Below are 18,428 nucleotides of genomic sequence, written 5' to 3'. Positions count from 1 at the left end.
CGGCGACTGGGTCTCGGCGTCGCAGCGAGGCGAGCGCATTGCGGCGCCGGAAAGCGCGTCTTCCGCGGATAAAATAACATTTATCTTATAGATTTTAGTGATTATGCTCCAGCCTTGGGCGGCGAGGCGCGGCCGCGCTATGCGATTTCCTACGGCGTCGACAGAGCAGACTATGAGCAAGCTCAGATTTCTCCTGGCGGGCGCTGCAGCGGCGACGCTCATCGCCCAGTCTTCCCGCATCGGCGCCGAGCCGGAAAAGAGTTTCGTCTATACGCCCGCCGACGAGGTCCCGTTCAAGAGCCCGCTCGGCCTCGGACCCGCCCAGGCGGTGCTTGCCGGCGATCCGTCCAAGCCCGGCCTCTATGTGGTGCGCGTGCGTTTTCCGCCCGGCCATCATTCCAACCCGCACTTCCATTCGCGCGATCGTTACGCCGTGGTGGTGAAGGGCACATGGTGGAACGGCGTCGGCGAGGAACTGGATTTCAAAAAGGCGCGGCCGGTGACGGCGGGCTCCTATGTGCTGCATCCGGCCGGCGGCGTGCATTGGGATGGCGCGGGCGAGGAGGAGGTCGTCATTCAGATCTCCGGCGAAGGGCCGGTGGAGACGACGCAAGTGGGGGCGCCGGGCGCTCCGCAGGGCTATTGGCCGAAGCCGAAGTGAGAGCGGCTGGTGTCCAGCGAGGCGATGGAGCGTCGCTCCATCGCATTCATAGCGTGCGCCGCGGCGTCGGAAAGCGCCGAGACGCCCAATAGCAGAATGGCGGCGAGCGCGGCCGATACGAGAATGCGGAGCGCCGCGGGCAGAGGTTCGTCTGCCGCCCGCTGCGGCGCCACGACGACGAGGCGTGGCGCGATGCGCGGGGGCAGAGGCCGGCCGTCCGCGCCCTTCGAGCGCAGCACGCGCAGCGAGGCGCGGAGCTCTTTTCTGAGCGCTTCGTCTTTTGCTCGAGCGTCTGCTTCCATCGGCCCTCATGCAGAATTAGCGATCGAACGCCGCGGGCGTCGCAACCGCTTCCGCCTCCTCTTTTCGCTCGGGTCGGCGCTGCAGCCGGCCGAAGATCGCGGGAGGCGCGAATTCTTCCGGGACGCCGCAGAGTCCCATGCGGGCGAACCAAGCTCCGAGATTAGGCGAAGCGCTGGCCAGCGCAAAGGGAATTGCGACGATATATCCGAAGGTCGAGGGCGCCGACCAGAGCGCCAGCGCCGGCGCCGAAACGGCGGCGAGCGTGAGGACCAGCGCGCCGAACAGGAAAGCAGGGCGCAGCGCGCGCGCCGTCTCTCCTGCGTCCAGACCATGCGCGTCGCGTGTTTGCGCGTCCCAGTCGGCCGAGCCGCCGCGCAGAATCATGCGCGCCAGCAGCAGAGCGACGCTGAAGCTCGTGACCGTGCCGATGACGAAGGAGGCGGCGATCTCCAGCCCTGCGCCGAGCGTCAGGAGGGCCGCGCCGCCGTAGCGTCGCGCGCCGCCCGGCGTCAGCGCTATATCGGCGTAGCCGGCGAGCTTGGGCGCGAGATAGAGCAGGAGAAAGAGAAGATAGAGCGTCGCCGCCGACTGCGAAGGAAAATTCGAGACGTCCTGAACGAGCGGCAGCAGCGCGCCGAGCAGAATGATCGCCGTCCAGGCCGGCGCGCCGATGAACATGGCGATCGCCCAGACGAGCTGAAAGCGGCTCATCGGCAGGAGCCCGGGCAGAGCGAGCAGCTCGATATATTGCATATTGCCCCGGCACCAGCGCAGATCGCGGCGCAGGAATTCGAGCAGCGTCGGCGGATTTTCCTCATAGCTGCCGCTCTCCGCCGGCAGCACGCGCACCTCATAGCCGGCGCGCCGCATCAGCGCCGCCTCGATCTGGTCGTGCGAGAGAATATGGCCTCCGCCGGAGAGGCGCGGCAGGGCGCAATAGGCTGTGAAAGGCGCGATGCGCACCAGCGCATTATGGCCCCAGAATGGGCCGCAATCGGCGCCCCACCAGGCCGCGCCCATCGTATAGGTCCGCATTCCGGCGCGCATCCCGAATTGAAAGATGCGCGCGAAGGCCGAGCGCGACGGCGCGCCGACGACGAGGCTCTGAATGATTCCGATGCGCGGATAGGCCTCGCCGATCCGCATGAGCCGCAAAATCGTCGCGCCGTCCATGAGGCTGTCGGCGTCGAGCGGGATCATGAATTCGTAAGCGCCGCCGAAGCGCTCGCAAAAGTCGCGGATATTGCCGGCCTTGTAGCCGATATTGTCGGCGCGCCGGCGATAATGCAGCTTCGGCGCGTCGGCGTCTTCCCTGTCGCGCCAGCGGGCGAATTCGGTCTCCTCCTGCGCGGCGATGCGCGCATCGGTGGTGTCGCTCAGCACGAACCAATCGAAGCGCGCGCCTTCGCCGGTCGCGTCGAGATCGGCCTTCATGGCGGCGAGGCGCGTCAGGGCGCGCGCTGCGTCCTCATTGCGGATCGTCAGCGTGATCGCGGCGCGCGTGCGGAGCCGGCGCCGCGTCTCCCCGGCGCGGGCGAAAGGCGCGACGCTGTCGAGCGGATGCAGACGAAAATGCAGCAGCCAGAAGCCGAGCGCCGCGTTGCAGACGCCGAGCACGCTCCACGGCGCGGCGATGGCGAAGGCGAGGAAGAGCGCCGCCTCGATGAGGCTCCAGCCGCCTTGTCCGAGAATATCGGCGAGCCAGATCAGCAGAGCGACATAGACGGCGGCGTTGATCGCGGCGACGATCAGGCGGCGTCGGAAGAGTTGGGCGCGGCTCTGAAGGCCGGCGGGGGCGGCGGCGGACATTCTCGTCGTCGTTTCCTATGCGAGCGCAGGAAAATCGGATGGAAAATCGGCTGGCGCGTCGGGCCGCCGTGCTCTAGCAATAGCGGCGCAGCATGAGGTTTGTAAATTGGGCGATTCACAAAAATCCTATCTAAATGGTGGGAATAATGCCCGCGCTCTGTGGATCGAGGCGCCGCGCGAGGCGCGCCTTCGCGCCGTTCCGCTGGCGCCGCCGGGGCAGGACGAGGCGCTGGTCGAAACGCTGTGGAGCGCCGTCAGCCGCGGCACCGAGCGGCTCGTCTTCGAAGGGCGAACGCCGCGTTCGGAATGGGAGCGGATGCGCGCGCCGTTTCAGGAGGGCGCTTTCTCCTTCCCGGTGAAATATGGCTATTGCGCCGTCGGTCGCGTGGCGGCGGGGCCGGCCGAGCTTTTGGGCCGCATCGTCTTCTGCCTCTATCCCCATCAGGACCGTTTCATCGCGCCCATCGCCATGTTGCGGCCGGTTCCCGAGGCGACGCCGGCGCGGCGCGCCACGCTGGCCGCCAATATGGAGACGGCGTTGAACGCTCTGTGGGATTCGGGCGCGGGGCCCGGCGACCGCATCGTCGTCATCGGCGCCGGGGTCGTGGGGATGCTCGTCGCCGCTCTGGCTGCGCGCCTGCCGGGCGCCGAGGTTCTGGCGTATGATCGCGAGACGTCCCGCGCGCAGATTTTGGAGAGTCTGGGCGCGCGATTCGTCGGCGCCGAGGCGCTGGAGGGGCAGGGGGCCGATGTCGTGTTCCACGCCAGCGCCTCGCCGGAGGGGCTGGCGCTGTCGCTCGCCGCGGCCGGACTGGAAGCGACGATCATCGAATTGAGCTGGTACGGCGAGGGTCAGGTGGCGGCGCCGCTCGGCGGCGCTTTTCACGCCAACCGGCTGCGGCTCATTTCCTCGCAAGTGGGGCAGGTCGCGCCGTCGCGGCGGCCGCGCTGGACCTATGCCCGCCGACTCGACAAAGCGCTGGAGCTGCTCGCCGATCCGCGCCTCGACGCGCTCATCGCCGAGGAAATCGCCTTCGCCGACGCGCCGCGCGAGATCGCGCGTGTCCTCGCGCCCGGGGCGAGCGGCCTCGCGACCTTGTTTCGCTATTGAACGGAGAAGAAAATGTACGCAGTCGAAGTCCGCGACCACATTATGATCGCCCATAGTTTCAAGGGCGAGCTGTTCGGCCCGGCGCAGCGTCTGCACGGCGCGACTTTCGTCGTCGACGTCGCCTTTTTCCGCGAGACGCTGACCGCCGACGAAGTAGTCGTCGACATAGGCCGCGCCCATGACGCGCTGAAGGCGACGCTGGCGCCGCTGAACTATCAGAATCTCGACGAGATCGAGCAGTTCGAGGGCCGGCAGACGACGACCGAATTTCTCTCGCGGCATATTTTCGACGCCATGGCCGCCGCCGCTCGCTCGGGCGCGCTGGGGCCGGGCGGCGAGGGGATTTCGCGCATTCGCGTGACCTTGCACGAATCCCATGTCGCCCGCGCCTGGTTCGAGGGGCCCGTGTGAGGCGAATCGTCTTCGCCATTCCCGGAGATTTGCGAGCCAGAACCGGCGGCTATGGCTATGACCGCCGCCTGCTGGCGGAGTTTGCGCGCCGAGGCGTCGCGGCCGTCCATCTCGCGCTGCCGGGCGGTTTTCCGCATCCGACAGCGGCGGAGGAGGCCGCCGTCGCCGAGATTTTCGAGCGAGAGCTCACCGTCGACGACGTCGCGCTCATCGACGGACTCGCCTATGGCGCGCCGGTCGGGACAAAGATGTGAACGCTTATACGATTGAAATCATGCTATAAAAAGTAGGCCGAGCCCGCTCGATCCAGGCCCCGAGTATCCGGTGCCTATCGCGCCGCCTCCAGAGGCGCGGCGGGCTCGGCGCATGGAAGCCGGCGGCGGAGAGGCGGCCGAGCGCTGCAAGGAAAGCATAGGATGAAACGACGCGAGCGCGTTGCGCCCCGCCGAGCGGTTCCGTCAAATTCCCATGGACGTCTCGCCCCGATCCGCGCCGGAAATCGTCGAAGCCGTCAAACGAATCGCACATCGCTCGCGGTCAGCGACGCCTTTGAAAGGCCGCTGAGGATGATGCTGTCGCCGAACACATCTGTGATCACCGCGGAGCCGGCGGCGTTGTCCGCCGTATGCGCCAACAATGCCTGCCAATCGGCGTTTTGATCGGCTGCGGTCAGGCCGGCGCCGAAAGCCGAGGCTTCGAACTGCAGCGTGTCGTGTCCTGTCCCGCCGCCGGCCACAAAGCCGTAGAGAATGTCCTGGCCCGCTCCGGGCGTAAAGACGAATGTCTCGTCGGTCAAACCGAAGGCCGTGATCGATTCGGACCCATGCCCGCCGAATGTAAATGCGTTTCCGGCCGCCGTAGTCACGGTCGATTGTGTCGGAGAAAGCGTTATGGTCAGGTCATCGCCTTGCAGGAACAGGCCGCCGCTCCCGTCCGCATTATCGCGCGCGCCGCCCAATTCCGCGCTGGATCGGTAATTGCCGCTCTTGTCGACGTTCCATATCAGGAACTGTTTTTCCGTCGACTGCAGGGCGACTTCGTAGCCGTTCGCCGTCGCCTCCGCGCCGACCAGCGACCACCCGGGGAACTGGCCCGGCGTCACGCCCGCGCCCTGATACCGCAGGACCGGCCCCGTCGTCGGAGTCCCGGCGCCGTCCCTGCCGTAGAGCCAGTAATAACCGCCGACCGTCACGAGGGCGACATTGCCGGTGTTTTCGACCACGCCGCTCGGGGAAACCGGAGCGCCGATCTTGCCGTCGCCGTCGAGGTCGAAACCGAGCTGCGTCTCATACGACCACAGACCCGGGTCGTTCGCCTCGACGCCCACATTGGAAACATAATTGCCGCCGGCGTCGACGCTCCAGATCGAAAACGACGTGAGATCCGCATTCCGGAACGCTGCCAAATAACCGCTCGCCGTTTGTTCCGCGGCCGCCAGCGACCACCCGGAGAACTGGCCCGGCGTCACGCCCGCGCCCTGATACCGCAGGACAGGTCCCGTCGTCGGATTCCCAGCGCCATCCCTGCCGTAGAACCAGTAATAGCCGCTCACCGTCACGAGAGCGACATTGCCGGCGTTTTCGATCACGCCGCTCGGCGAAATCGGCGCGCCGATCTTGCTGTCGCCGTCGAGGTCGAAACTGAGCTGCGTCTCATATGACCACAGACCCGGGTCGTTCCCTGCGACGCCCACATGGGAAACATAATTGTCGTCGGCGGCGACGCTCCAGATCGAAAACAATGTGAGATCCACGCTCTGGAACGCCGTCACATAGCCGCTCGCGGTTTGCTCCGCGGCGACCAGCGACCATCCGGGGAACTGGCCCGGCGTCACGCCGGGGCCCTGATATCGCAGGACCGGCCCCGTCGTCGGATTCCCGGCGCCGTCCCTGCCATAGAGCCAATAATAGCCGCTGAGCGTCACGAGGGCGACATTGCCGGTGTTTTCGATCACGCCGCTCGGCGAAACCGGCGCGCCGACCTTGCCGTCGCCGTCGAGGTCGAAATCGAACTGCGTCTCATACGACCACAGACCGGGATCGCTTTCATCGACGCCCACATGCGAAAGATGATTGCCGTCGGCGTCGACGTTCCAGATCGAAAACGACGTGCTGTCCGCACTTCGGAACGCCGCCACATAACCGCTCGCCGTTTTTTCCGCGGCTGCCGGAGACCACCCGGAGAACTGGCCCTCAGTCACGTCGGCGCCCTGATATCGCAAGAGCGGCCCCCGCGTCGGATTCCCCGCGCCGTCCATGCCGTAGAGCCCGTAATAACCGCCCACCGCCACGAGAGCGACATTGCCGGCGTTCTCGATCACGCCGCTCGGCGAAAGCGGCGCGCCGATCTTGCCGTCGCCGCCGAGATCGAAATTGAACTGCGTCTCATACGACCACAGACGAGGGTCGTTCTTCTCGATGCCCACACTGGTGACGTAATTGCCGCCGGCGTCGACGCTCCAGATCGAATACGACGCGGCGTCCGCACTCCGGAGCGCCGCCACATAACCGCTCGCCGTTTGCGCCGCGGCTACCGGCGACCACCCCGAGAACTGGCCCGCAGTCACGGCGCCGCCCTGATATCGCAGAAGCGGCCCCGTCGTCGGATTCCCCGAGCCGTCCTTGCCGTAGAGCCCGTAATTATTGCCTGCCGCCACGAGAGCGATGTTGCCGGCGTTCTCGATCACGCCGCTCGGCGCATCGGCGAGCGTGGCGAGGGCGGCGATCGCGGATGCTCCAATTTGCGACCCGTCGGAGAAGGTGAGTTTCGTAAGCTGCGCATATGCACCGGCGAACCAGTCGCGGACAGCGACTCGACTCTCGGCGCCGATCACGGTGATGACGAGATCATTGCCGGATCGCATGAACCGGAGGTCGAATAGAGAAACGCCACCGCCCATAGCGAGCTCGCCGCTCGGCCCGGCATTCGTGGCGACGCCGTTGACGATGACGTCCTGGCCGCCCTTCGCGTCGAATTCATAAGTGTCGTAGCCGCCGCCGCCAGTCAGGATGTCATTGCCTTGGCCGCCGTCCAGTGTGTCATTGCCCACGCCGCCGAAGAACTGATCGTTCCCCCGGCCTCCATCGAGCTCGTCTCCAAACGCATTGGCGATCAGAACGTCATTGCCGTCCCCGCCGAATCCCTTCGCGAGATCGCCGTTGACGGCGACGTTCCATCCATTGATCGTCGAATCTGTCGAGCCGCCGCGCAGGTCGATGATGTTATTGCCGGTCGCCGCCGAAGCATTGAAACTATCGCTCGATGTTTGCGGGGTGATCCATGAGCCGCTGGAAAGCTCGTCGGTGAATATCCACTGACGCGGCGCGGCGTCGCTCGCGCCAAATGCTCTTATTCTCCAATTCGTGGAGGGCGCTACTTCCTGACCATTGCTGAACACCCGCAACACCCATTGTTCGTCGCCGTTCCAATCCTCGCCGCGATATTTCGCCGAACCGAATGCGAAATTGAGATGCCTGTGCCCGTCCGCGCCAGTGGAGAAGCTAGATTGGCCGGAAACCAATTGTTCGCCGTCCAGCAATATCGATCGCCGGCTATCGTCATAGGTATAATTCGTCGCGGAATAAGGGGTTCCATTATAGTCGAAGCTCGCGCCGCTCGCGACGAGCGGCTCATAGATCACTTCGAGGCTCTCGATTGGATAGACGTCGACATCGAGATCGACATAGATCATGACGTGCTCGGTCGTCACGTCGGAGGCCGGCGTCACATAAGACGCCGTGAACGAGCTGCTATATTCGACATGGGCTCCGATGGGCAACAAGACGTATGAGCCCCAAAGGTAGAAAAGCCCGTAATCTTCGACGAGATGCGCTCCATTTCCGAAAGTTCCGGTCTGGCTGACGGCGTCGCGGCCGAGAATATTGTTCGCGGTCTTCTGGCCCTGCCAGGTCTCGGCGAGACGCACCGCGGCGCGCGCATCGACCTCGCCGAACCCATAGTCGCGGCTGTAATGCAGACCGCCGCCGTTCCAATTCGTCGCGAGGTTGATCTGCCAGCTCGTCGCCGGATCACTCACCTTGCGCGCGGAATAGGCGAGTATGTCCTGCACGTCGCGATAGCCGAGGTTCGGATTGGCCTCGAGCATCAGCGCCGCGACGCCGGAAACGATCGGCGTCGCGAAGGAGGTTCCTTCGGCCGTCGCATAGTCGCTGCCAAAGACCGTGCCCGTCGAGCTCGTCAGAATTTCGCTGGTGGAGGCGATGTTGGAGCCGGGCGCCGAAACCAGGATGGTCTCGCCCTGTGTGCTGAACGGTTGCGGCGCGACGGTCAATGTCGAAAGGTCGGTCTTCGCATTGATGCCGGCGACCGTTATGCCGTAGAGAGAGTTCGTCTCATTGAGGTCGTTGGTATTGCGGGCGCCCCGGTCATTGCCGGCAGCGAAGACCAGAACAGTTCCTTTGCCGCCTCTTCCGTATCTGACCGCGGAATCATAGGCGTTTTCGTAATAGGGATTGGTCAGGAAATTATCGACGAAGGCCGGGTTCATCGTCCAACTATTGTTGACGACGTCGTAATTCCGCCAGCGCGTCAGATCTATATAGTCTGGATCGACGAAGTCTGTCGGGATCGCCACGGAGCTGATGGTCGCGTCATAGGCCACGCCGACCACGCCCTCACCATTGCGTTCCGCGCCGATGACGCCGGCGACGAGGGTCGCATGCATGCCGTATTGGTCGACTCCGGGAGAGCCGTCGATCTTGAACGAATTGCCGGCGTTCGTCGCGAGATCCGGATGTGTCAGATCGACATTGCCCGAAGCGTCGAAGACCGCAATGCTGACGCCAGCGCCCGTATAGTCCTCCCATATCGGCAGCACATTGATTTCCGGCAGATACCATTGCGCGTCGAACATTTCGTCGGTCGGATGGTCGGGCGTGTCGAGAAAAACCGTTCCCGCCATTTCGGCCATATTGGACGTGCCGGCTTGCTGCGCATAGAGGCCCGTCTGCCCCGTGCTGTCCTGCACCAGATATTTGAACTTCATCACGCCGGTGAAGCCGGTCTCGGGCGTGAAGGTGATCGTCGCCCCGTCCGTGCTGAGCGCCACCGTCCCGCCGATCGCCGCGCCGATCGCGCCGCGCACGATCGGATTGGTTCACGTCGAGCAATTGCCGGATCGACAGTGAGCGCCCGGCCATATTCTTGTCATTGGCGAGCACAACGCCCGCGGAAATCACATATGGCCCGATGCTCGAAACATCGATTCGATCATTGGCGGGCAGCGTCAGCCCGTAGGTCGACAGGCTGGGATCGAGCGCCACATTGGTGATGTCGGCGAAATTCAGCGTCGAAATGTCTTTCAGCGTGTCGGTTCCGTCGCGATCCGCATGGCGGTCGGCGACGGTGAAGGTCCAGTCCTCATTCTGCGTGACGGTGTAATCGGCGAACGAGCCCCGATAGCTCGCGACCGAATAGCCGCCGGTTCCGATCAGAAAATCGTCGCCTTCATCGCCCTCGAGCATATTGGCGCCGTCCGGTCCAGACACTGCGCCGCCCACCAGAATGTCGTCGCCGCCCTCGCCATAGACAATGTCGTCGCCCTCATTGCCGAAGATGAGATCGCTGCCGTCGCCGCCGCGCAGCACGTCGTTTCCGGCGCCGCCGTCGATGTAATCATCGCCCGTATTGCCGGTGATGGCGTCGTCGGCGATGCCGCCGATCAGAATGTCATTGCCCCCGGCGCCGTCGAGGAAGGCGTTGGAGGACATCCCCGAGGCGTTGAACACGTCGTCGCCATCGTCGCCGATCGCCTCCTCCACATGCGCGGCGGCGAGGTCGAGCGTCACGCCGAGCGTGTCATTGACCTTGACGATATCGAAGCCGCCGCCGCCGTCTATATTGGCCTGCGCGGTCGCGGCGTTGATGAACAGAAGATCGTCGCCGGCCCCGCCGAACAGCGTCAGCGATCCGGTTCCGCCACCGAGCCAATAGGAGCGCGTATCGTCCGGATCGGCGAAGAAGACGTCATCGCCCGTCGTCGAATAGAAGCCGTCGGGATGCGTTCCGTCGGCCAGCGTGAAATTCGACACGTCGATCGAATGGCCGGCGTTGTCGGTCACGACATAGCTCGTGACCGTCTCGGCTCCATAGGCGCGAACGACCGTCGCGCCGGGAAGCTGCGTCAGCGTCGCTCCGGCGCTATTGACCTCGAAGTCGACGCTCGCCACCTCGCCGGTCGCCCCGTTGGCCCGCGTGAAGCTCGTCCGGTTCACAATGTCATTGTCGGCGATCGTCTCGCCCTGATTGCCGGTTCCTTGCAGGGAGATCGACGTTATTCCGAGCTCGTCGAGCGTCTTCAATTCACCGGGGTCGGTGACGCCGTCCTCATTGGCGTCGACCCAGACGCGCAGATCGTCGAAATAGGAATTGCCGGTCCGCCAATTGATGTCCGATGTCGCGCGCGAGAAGACGCCGGCGCCGGGCTGCACGAGCGAGGCGAGCGCGTCGAGGCTGTCATTATAGGAACCCCCCCAGTCGAACTGCGCGGAAATCGTCTCGGTTATATTGTCGATGACGCCATTGCCATTGAGATCGAGCGCGAGAATGCCGTCGCCGCCGACGGCCCATCCGATCTGATGCAGCCTGCCGTCGCCGAGGATGTCGAAGAGGACGGTGTTCGAGACCCAGTCGGAGAGCGTGATCCCGTCGCCGTTGAGATCGAGCACGAGAGGGTCGATGTTGCTGAGCTTTGTCCCTTGCGCTTTCGTCATAGCACATATAGCGCCCCCCGGCCCGACGAAGCAGTCCTTCAGAACGTCGAGGCGTTTGGTCACGTCATTCGCCTTCGCCTGCTTCGTCTGGCGGGCGGGATTGACATTGCCGGGAATGATATAGCTTTGCGCCACCGAAATGAGGCCGTCGGTATTGATGACCGGAGAATAGGCGGTGAAAGCGCCGGAGCCGGCGACAATCCCAAGGCCGCCGGGCGCGTAGAGTTCCGGCGCGGTGAATACGGGAGACTTCTGCTGCGGCGCGCCGTTCGACCAATTGATCCCTTGGACATTTAAAAGGGAGTTGTCGGGGACGCCGGGATCGTAATTCTGAAGTTGATACTCCATTGGCGGCAAACCCGCCTGTTGCCTGTCTTGGTTCATCTGCTCATTGGTGAGAAGGGTTTGATCGAAGCCGGGAGCGCTCATCGCGATAATTGTGTTACCGGCAAGAGGAATACCCATGACTTTCAATATGGTGCTCGCCACGGAATTACTGTTTTGCGCTCCCCACCAACCCACCAGCCAGTACGGCAGCCCCAGAGCGTTTATTTGGTCGGCCGCGCTTCTCGCCGCCGCAACCTCAGCCTCGATCTGCTCCCTCGAACCATATTGAAGCACAGTTTCGGCCAAGCTGGGTCCATAAAATTTAGTTGTGTCGTTGTATACTCGTGCGCCTAAATCTCTGGCGCCCGGCAAATAGGCGCCGCTATCGTTATCGGCACTCGCCAAATCATCCTTCGTGGCGTTCCAAGGCCCCCCATCGATTTCGTATCTGATGGCTCCGTTGGCGTCCCGGACCAGAATGATCAGATGCGTGGCGCCTCCAAGAATCGGAAGCTGCGCGACGCTGACCGTCCAATTCTCTGACATGGCGAACTCCATCAATCGAGGGGGAAACTACGGCGGACTTCGTCGAAGGAGACTTCGATTTGCGACTGGCGAACAGGCAACTCGCTATTTCGAGGAAACCGAACCGTAATTTGATAGAAATCATGAACTTCCTGGATAGGTGTTTGGAACAAAAAGGCGGGTCTATCTATGATAACGAAGTCACGCCGACAAAATACGCGAGGCTTCTTTGTATCGTTTTTGCACTCGAACCTGTTATTGCGTAGAAACGATTCCAGCTCATAATGTTCAGAAAGCTGCAGGATCTTGTCCCGAAGGGCCTCCGAGCACGTTTGCAGGCGATGTTTTGGATTCTGTCGTCGGACAGAACACCAAGCGGCTATACGAAATATGACCAAGTCGAACTCAGGATGATGATCAGAGGTCGGATTCCTATACACATCCATTTTATAATCGACATCGTCTTCGGCGTGAGAGCCCTCGGTGTAGGAGACGAGGCAGAGGCACAACAACGCCACCCGCGTTTTGGCTATCGACGGACAAAGAACCCGCACCGCGCCTGTGCGAATGCGAACCAGGACAGTGTTGATCCGAGCCTTCGAGGAAGCAATATGATCCATTTAAAAATGCCTGCTGAGCTGCCAATCCAGAGGGTCGGGATAGTATATGTTAAGAAATTACATTACGATCGAGTGCCCGTCAAGCTCGAGTAATCGGCTTCCGCTTCACGCGTAAAGAATCGAGCTATCGTTGCCGCCGAACAGCGTCAGCGATCCGGTTCCGCCACCGAGCCAATAGGAGCGCGTATCGTCCGGATCGGCGAAGAAGACGTCATCGCCCGTCGTCGAATAGAAGCCGTCGGGATGCGTTCCGTCGGCCAGCGTGAAATTCGACACGTCGATCGAATGGCCGGCGTTGTCGGTCACGACATAGCTCGTGACCGTCTCGGCTCCATAGGCGCGAACGACCGTCGCGCCGGGAAGCTGCGTCAGCGTCGCTCCGGCGCTATTGACCTCGAAGTCGACGCTCGCCACCTCGCCGGTCGCCCCGTTGGCCCGCGTGAAGCTCGTCCGGTTCACAATGTCATTGTCGGCGATCGTCTCGCCCTGATTGCCGGTTCCTTGCAGGGAGATCGACGTTATTCCGAGCTCGTCGAGCGTCTTCAATTCACCGGGGTCGGTGACGCCGTCCTCATTGGCGTCGACCCAGACGCGCAGATCGTCGAAATAGGAATTGCCGGTCCGCCAATTGATGTCCGATGTCGCGCGCGAGAAGACGCCGGCGCCGGGCTGCACGAGCGAGGCGAGCGCGTCGAGGCTGTCATTATAGGAACCCCCCCAGTCGAACTGCGCGGAAATCGTCTCGGTTATATTGTCGATGACGCCATTGCCATTGAGATCGAGCGCGAGAATGCCGTCGCCGCCGACGGCCCATCCGATCTGATGCAGCCTGCCGTCGCCGAGGACGTTGAAGAGGACGGTGTTCGAGACCCAATCGGAGAGCGTGATCCCGTCGCCGTTGAGATCGACCACGAGACGATATTATCAAAGTTGGAGATATAACTCAAAGAGAAACGCACACCATTGACCACGCCGGAAGCGCTATGCTTGCCTTGGTCGAGGCGCCGAGCCGCTTCGCCAAATCGAAGACCGTCGGCGCGCCTTTCGGACTGACATCACGCCGCATTCAGAGCGGCGATACGATCGATATCGACGGCCACATCTCCAAATGCGGCGACGGCGAAGTGCGCACGGCGCTCTACGAAGCGGCCAGCGCCATGCTCGTGCGCTCCAAGAAATGGTGCGCCGTGAAGGCGTTGGGTGTCAAGATCGCGGCGAAGCGCGGCCACGAGCGCGCCGTCGTGGCTGTGGCGCGCAAGCTCGCCGTCATCATGCATCGGATGTGGATCGACGGCAGCGCGTTCCGCTTCTCGGCGCAGGAGGAGTCCTCGGGCGCGCCGAAAAGCGGAGCGAAGAGGACGCTGGCGATCGCGTCGTGAGCGCGCCGTCGGAGTCGATCGAAGCGCGCGGGAACGACGACACGAAGACGAATTGACGGCGCGGCGCCGACACGAGTTCCGCCATTCGGCGGGAGAGAAGCTGGTGGATCGAAGCGGATGCGGAAAGCACGATATCTTGTCGACGACGACGCCTCCTCGGAGGCGGGCAGCGCGCATGAATGCTTGTGGCCCCGCGATCCCGACGCAAAAATGTGCGCCCGCCCGGCACGCGGGACCGAGCACGAAGGACTGCATAGAACGATCCCAAGACGGAGACACACGTGGCGAAGAAGACAACACGACGACGCCCGATTAAGACGGCCCGATTAAGACGGCCCGATTAAGACGGCAAGATAAAGCGAACTGACGTTCGCGCCTCGCGTCGCTCGTAACGAGTTGTCTGCACATTGGTTTTTGCAGCACACAAATGCGCAGGCATGGCGCCGCGCGATGTACGGCGGTTTCCGGTAGAATCGAATTCGTTCGTATTTGCAGCGTGATAGACGCCAGCGCTCGCGAGGTGTGACGTGGCAGGCCCCGCCGCTTCTACGCCACAGCCGGTATTTTTGCGCTCCATTGCGATCGGCGCCCGAGAGCCATTGCACAGGCCGATTTTGACGCCGATCGTCTTGGAATGGTGAGCGACGACAGAGACGATTTCCACATTCGACCCGGCCGATCCCGAGCTGGCGGAAGGAGCGTCCGTCCGCGCTCGCTGCCCTTCGTTCGGCAAGTCGAGATCGCTGTCAGAAAGGCTGGCGGCAATCCCAACCGGATCGGCCGAGGCTCTGCGGACGCAGTCGGCCGGAAAGGGGAAGGAAGCGGCCGGTTCAACGCGCGGGGACGAGGCGCGAAGGTGGCGGCGTCGCTGCCGAGAGACGGCGGCGGCTGGCGGCGCGACTCCGCGGGGCTGTTCCGAGCGCGTCGCGTCGTCGTCAAGGCGCGGGTCGTGAAGCTCAACCCGCAACGCGGAACGCGCGGTCCAAAAATGCGCGGCGCCGCGAGCAAGGCCGTCGACGCTCACCTGCGCTATCTCGAACGCGATGGCGTCACCCGCGACGGCGAGAAGGGCCACGCCTATTCGGCGATCGAGAACGAGGCAGACGGCCGCGCCTTTGTCGAGCGCGGACGCGACGACCGTCATCAGTTCCGTTTCATCGTCGCGCCGGAGGATGCCGGCGACATGGCCGACCTGCGGAGCTTCACCCGCGACCTCATGCGGCAGGTGGAGAAGGACCTCGACACGGGCCTCGACTGGATCGCCGTCGACCATCACAACACCGGCCATCCCCACACCCACATCATCGTCCGGGGCGTGCTCGACGACGGCTGCATCCTCAATATCGCCGGCGACTATATCGCTCATGGCGTTCGTCAACGGGCGAGCGAGCTCGTCACGCTGGAACTTGGCCATCAGAGCGACATCGAGCTTCAGACGAAGCTCGCGAACGATGTTGCGGCGGAGCAGCTGACGCGGCTCGACAAGATGCTGCTCGCCGAGCAGCGCGAACAAGGCGTCATTGATCTCAGGCCCGGGGAAGGCGCCTCCTATCTTGTCCGAGAGAACCGGGCGCTGCTGCTCGGCCGCGCGCGGCTTCTGGAACGCTACGGCTTCGCCACGGAACTCGAGACGGGGCGGTGGGCGATTTCCGACCGTGCGGAGCAGATGCTGAAGGAATTCGGCGTTCGCAACGAAGCGATCGTGACCATCCGCCGGGCGCTGGCCGGTCACGGTCTGGCGGATGAGCGCGGCGTCGCGCAATATGTTTGCGACGGGGAGACCGGAAAGGAGCCGATCGTCGGCCGAGTGCTGGCCAAAGGGCTGGCCGGCGACGAGATGAGTGAGCGAGTCTATCTCGTCGTCGACGGCGTCGACGGACGAGTCCATCACACGGAGTTCGCCGATCCGATTCGTATCGAGGAGGTTGGACGAGGCATGATCGTCGAAGCCGCGCCCGCCGTTTCCGGTCCGAGGCCTGCCGATCGCAACATCGCCATCGTCGCAGAGGACGACGGCGTTTACCGGCCGAGCGCTCATCTCGAACGCATCCGCGAGAGCTTCGAGCGGCAGGGCAAGGACCCGGACGCATTCGTCCGCTTCCATGTCCGCCGGCTGGAGGCGCTGCGCCGGGCCGGGCATGTCGAGCGCGTCGACGCGGATCACTGGCGCGTGCCGAAGGATATCGTCGAGCGCGGCCGAGCCTATGACCTCGCTCAGGGCGGCGACGGACTTCGCGTGCGCACGCTCTCGACCTTCGACCTCGAACGGCAGATCGCGAGCGACGGAGCGACATGGCTCGACCGCGAACTCGTCGCCGATAAGCAGACTTCGTTAGTAGAAGCAGGCTTCGGTCGGGACGTGAAGATTGCGCTCCACCGGCGCGGAGAACGGTTGGTGGAAATAGGTCTCGCCACAGACAATGGAAAATCCATCTCCATCTCTCGCGGCGCCATCGCTACGTTGGAGCGGCGGGAGGTGGAGCGGGTCGGCCGGCAGATGGCGGCCGAGCGCGGGCTGACGTATTCGCCGAGCGGGCCAGGCGAATATGTGTCGGGGCGGATGGCAGGCGTCGCGAATCTCGCCAGCGGGCGCTTCGCGATGATCGAGGAGGACAGCCTCGGCTTCCAGCTCGTGCCTTGGCAGCCCGTTCTCGAAAAGCGCATTGGCCAATATCTCAGCGGCGTTCACCGTGCCGGCGGCGGCATCGAGTGGGACCTCGGCCGGAAACGCGGGCTGGGGCTATGATAAAAACTCAAGCCCCGTGGAGGCCCGGCCGGCACCCGAGCAAATGCAAAAGGTCGGGCTCTCTCCGATGGTAATGCGTAGGAAAGCGCGTCGCGTCGCAAAATTAGGCCATTCTTGTTTGAGACCGAGCGCGCGATCCTGCCGGGATGTCACGAGCGCGTGCAAATCCTCTCGATCCTCGTTGCGTCGGCACCGATCGCCGCGTCGCGTCGACGCGGATTCACGCCCGGTCGAACGTCGATCGAGAGGCGCAACGAGACCTCGAAGCGTGGACCGTCACCGACGATTGGCCCGAAGATGTCCCGGTCACGCGCGCCGAGGTCGATGTAATCGAGGCATGGCTCGGCGACCTATTCGACCAACGATTCTGGCCACTTCGATGAAGGGGAAGGAAACGAAACGGTTGTCCTATTGTGCCCGGCCGATGGCATTCCCGCTATTTCTTCAGCCGCACGCCGGCGCCGCCGCCGTTCTCGGGAATGAATTCGACGCCGGCCTGCTCGAGAGCGGCGCGCATACGGTCAATCGTCGACGGCTTGACCTGCTCGCCACGCTCGAAACGAGTCACGGTGTTGGTGGAAACTTCCGCCAAATCGGCGAGTTCGATGACGCCGAGATTCAGAGCGGCTCGGGCCATTCGGCATTGGACGGGCGTCATGCAGGAATCGCTATATTATGGCGAATTTTGTTGATCGGCGAGTCGTTCGGGTTATGATGGACCCATCTCTGACCAGAGAGCGGCCGAGCGGGATGGAGCTAACACCTCGCCCGGCCTGACCACAACCCGGCTTATGAGGAGCTCGGATCATGGCTGACCCCGAGACTATCACGAGTGCGTCTGCTTTCACCCGAAGGACTTTGTTGGTTGCGAGCGTCGGCGCCGTCGCACCGGCGCCATTCAAGGGCATTGCGAGCGTCGACTCGTCTCACACGATGGTCGTCGACCCGGCAACGTCCCTGTGGACGCAATGGAAGACCGCCCAGGAAATCACCGACGCTCTCTGCCAGAAGCAGCAGAGCTTGGAAACCCGATTGATGCAGATGATCCGCGCGTCAGACGGCGTCGACGATGCCGAAGGCGTCGAGGCAGGCTGCGCCATCGAGGAAGAAATCTATCGTACGCGTTGGGCTGCCGCAGATTTGGCCGTCGGCTACTCCGAAGCGAAAAAAGACGAAGAGCGAGCCGCGGATATGGCGAGAGATCTCGCCGATGCGCTGGCGGCCACGCCGGCGTCGACCGTCGAAGGCGTCGCGGCCAAGCTCCACGCTGTGCTCCGCGAGGGCGAATGGTGCGAGAACTGCCCCGAATTTCCCTGGCCGCAGGCCCGTTCGGCGCTGACCGACTTGGTCCGTATCGGTCGCCTCGATTCGTTTCCGAAGTTTTGAAGCGGGCCGTATGACGGCGAGATTGTCGATCTCACAATTTTCGAGCCGCGGTCTCCGCGGCTCGTTTTGCTTCTCATTGCGGGACGATCCGGGGCGATTGTCGCTGGCGCAGCCGAAATTCCGGTGACGCCTGCGAATCTCGGGAATAGACTCGGCCGATTGATCGGACTCGCGCCACGAATTTGATGATGACGGGAGTTTTCCCATGCCCGATGGCGCCCGCGCTGCGCTCTACCTCCGGGTTTCGACGACGCGGCAGGCGGAGGTCGACCTCTCCATCCCCGACCAGCACGCGCAGACGAGCGCCTATTGCGCACGCCATAGTTGGCGCATCGTCGCCGAATATGTCGAGCCCGGCGCTTCCGCCATGGGCGGCTCTGGCGTCTCGAAGAGCCAGGTCAGCCGGCTCTGCCAGGAGA

13 protein-coding genes and 1 pseudogene are annotated in these 18,428 nt (G+C 63.4%); 8 read left to right on the top strand and 6 right to left on the bottom strand.

Annotated features, from left to right (window positions below):
- Positions 1–172 precede the first annotated feature (172 nt).
- On the top strand, positions 173–661 hold the full coding sequence (locus KP010_RS04845; RefSeq protein ID WP_142863466.1) for a cupin domain-containing protein: 489 nt from the start codon (positions 173–175) through the stop codon (positions 659–661).
- Here KP010_RS04845 and KP010_RS04840 read toward each other — a convergent pair.
- Together KP010_RS04840 and mdoH are read right to left on the bottom strand one after the other, a co-directional pair.
- The gene (locus KP010_RS04840) at positions 640–963 is read right to left on the bottom strand and encodes a hypothetical protein (protein ID WP_142863465.1); all 324 of its coding nucleotides are present in this window, start codon (positions 961–963) and stop codon (positions 640–642) included. The two genes, KP010_RS04845 and KP010_RS04840, sit on opposite strands and share 22 nt — an antisense overlap.
- Positions 964–979: 16 nt before the next feature.
- Positions 980–2,773, bottom strand: coding sequence for a glucans biosynthesis glucosyltransferase MdoH (mdoH, locus tag KP010_RS04835; protein WP_216280505.1), 1,794 nt, complete (start codon positions 2,771–2,773; stop codon positions 980–982).
- Between the two features lie 106 nt (positions 2,774–2,879).
- Here mdoH and KP010_RS04830 point away from each other — a divergent pair, with 106 nt between their 5' ends.
- The 3 genes from KP010_RS04830 to KP010_RS04820 are packed head-to-tail and all read left to right on the top strand — an operon-like array spanning position 2,880 to position 4,549.
- The gene (locus KP010_RS04830) at positions 2,880–3,884 is read left to right on the top strand and encodes a zinc-binding alcohol dehydrogenase (protein ID WP_185966527.1); all 1,005 of its coding nucleotides are present in this window, start codon (positions 2,880–2,882) and stop codon (positions 3,882–3,884) included.
- A 12-nt stretch (positions 3,885–3,896) separates the two neighbouring features.
- Positions 3,897–4,295, top strand: a complete 399-nt coding sequence (locus KP010_RS04825; RefSeq protein WP_142863463.1) for a 6-carboxytetrahydropterin synthase — start codon at positions 3,897–3,899, stop codon at positions 4,293–4,295.
- Positions 4,292–4,549, top strand: coding sequence for a hypothetical protein (locus tag KP010_RS04820; RefSeq protein ID WP_142863462.1), 258 nt, complete (start codon positions 4,292–4,294; stop codon positions 4,547–4,549). The genes KP010_RS04825 and KP010_RS04820 overlap by 4 nt, the downstream gene beginning before the upstream one ends.
- A 257-nt stretch (positions 4,550–4,806) precedes the next feature.
- Here the strand turns inward: KP010_RS04820 and KP010_RS23215 are convergent, their stop codons facing one another.
- The 3 genes and pseudogenes from KP010_RS23215 to KP010_RS04790 form a co-directional block, all read right to left on the bottom strand.
- Positions 4,807–9,399, bottom strand: coding sequence for a S8 family serine peptidase (locus KP010_RS23215; protein ID WP_371824190.1), 4,593 nt, complete (start codon positions 9,397–9,399; stop codon positions 4,807–4,809).
- A gap of 415 nt (positions 9,400–9,814) precedes the next feature.
- Positions 9,815–10,024 (bottom strand): annotated as a pseudogene (locus KP010_RS22635) (calcium-binding protein); the annotation flags it as partial.
- Between the two features lie 2,579 nt (positions 10,025–12,603).
- A complete protein-coding gene (locus KP010_RS04790) occupies positions 12,604–13,410 on the bottom strand; it encodes a hypothetical protein (protein WP_216280503.1) in 807 nt (268 codons plus the stop codon).
- Positions 13,411–13,481: 71 nt separating this feature from the next.
- On the opposite strand from KP010_RS04790, the gene KP010_RS04785 reads away from it, so the two are divergent.
- A complete protein-coding gene (locus KP010_RS04785; protein ID WP_256448883.1) occupies positions 13,482–13,877 on the top strand; it encodes a transposase in 396 nt (131 codons plus the stop codon).
- Positions 13,878–14,733: 856 nt separating this feature from the next.
- On the top strand, positions 14,734–16,623 hold the full coding sequence (locus KP010_RS04780; protein WP_371824189.1) for a DUF3363 domain-containing protein: 1,890 nt from the start codon (positions 14,734–14,736) through the stop codon (positions 16,621–16,623).
- A gap of 436 nt (positions 16,624–17,059) precedes the next feature.
- Here KP010_RS04780 and KP010_RS04775 read toward each other — a convergent pair whose 3' ends face one another.
- Positions 17,060–17,281 carry a helix-turn-helix domain-containing protein gene (locus KP010_RS04775; RefSeq protein WP_161914156.1) on the bottom strand — a complete coding sequence of 74 codons (222 nt, stop codon included), beginning with the start codon at positions 17,279–17,281 and terminating at the stop codon, positions 17,060–17,062.
- Between the two features lie 275 nt (positions 17,282–17,556).
- Between KP010_RS04775 and KP010_RS04770 the strand changes: the two genes are divergently transcribed.
- Together KP010_RS04770 and KP010_RS04765 are read left to right on the top strand one after the other, a co-directional pair.
- Positions 17,557–18,009 (top strand): hypothetical protein, encoded by a 453-nt coding sequence (locus KP010_RS04770; RefSeq protein ID WP_216280501.1) that lies wholly within the window; start codon positions 17,557–17,559, stop codon positions 18,007–18,009.
- Between the two features lie 205 nt (positions 18,010–18,214).
- A partial coding sequence (locus KP010_RS04765; RefSeq protein ID WP_216280500.1) for a recombinase family protein occupies positions 18,215–18,428 on the top strand: 214 nt, incomplete at its 3' end.

The sequence above is a fragment of the Methylosinus sp. KRF6 genome, assembly GCF_018887255.1.
GTDB classification, from domain to species: domain Bacteria; phylum Pseudomonadota; class Alphaproteobacteria; order Rhizobiales; family Beijerinckiaceae; genus Methylosinus; species Methylosinus sporium.
Note: the sequence above shows the minus strand (reverse complement) of the source record. Positions and strands in the feature narration are given on the sequence as shown.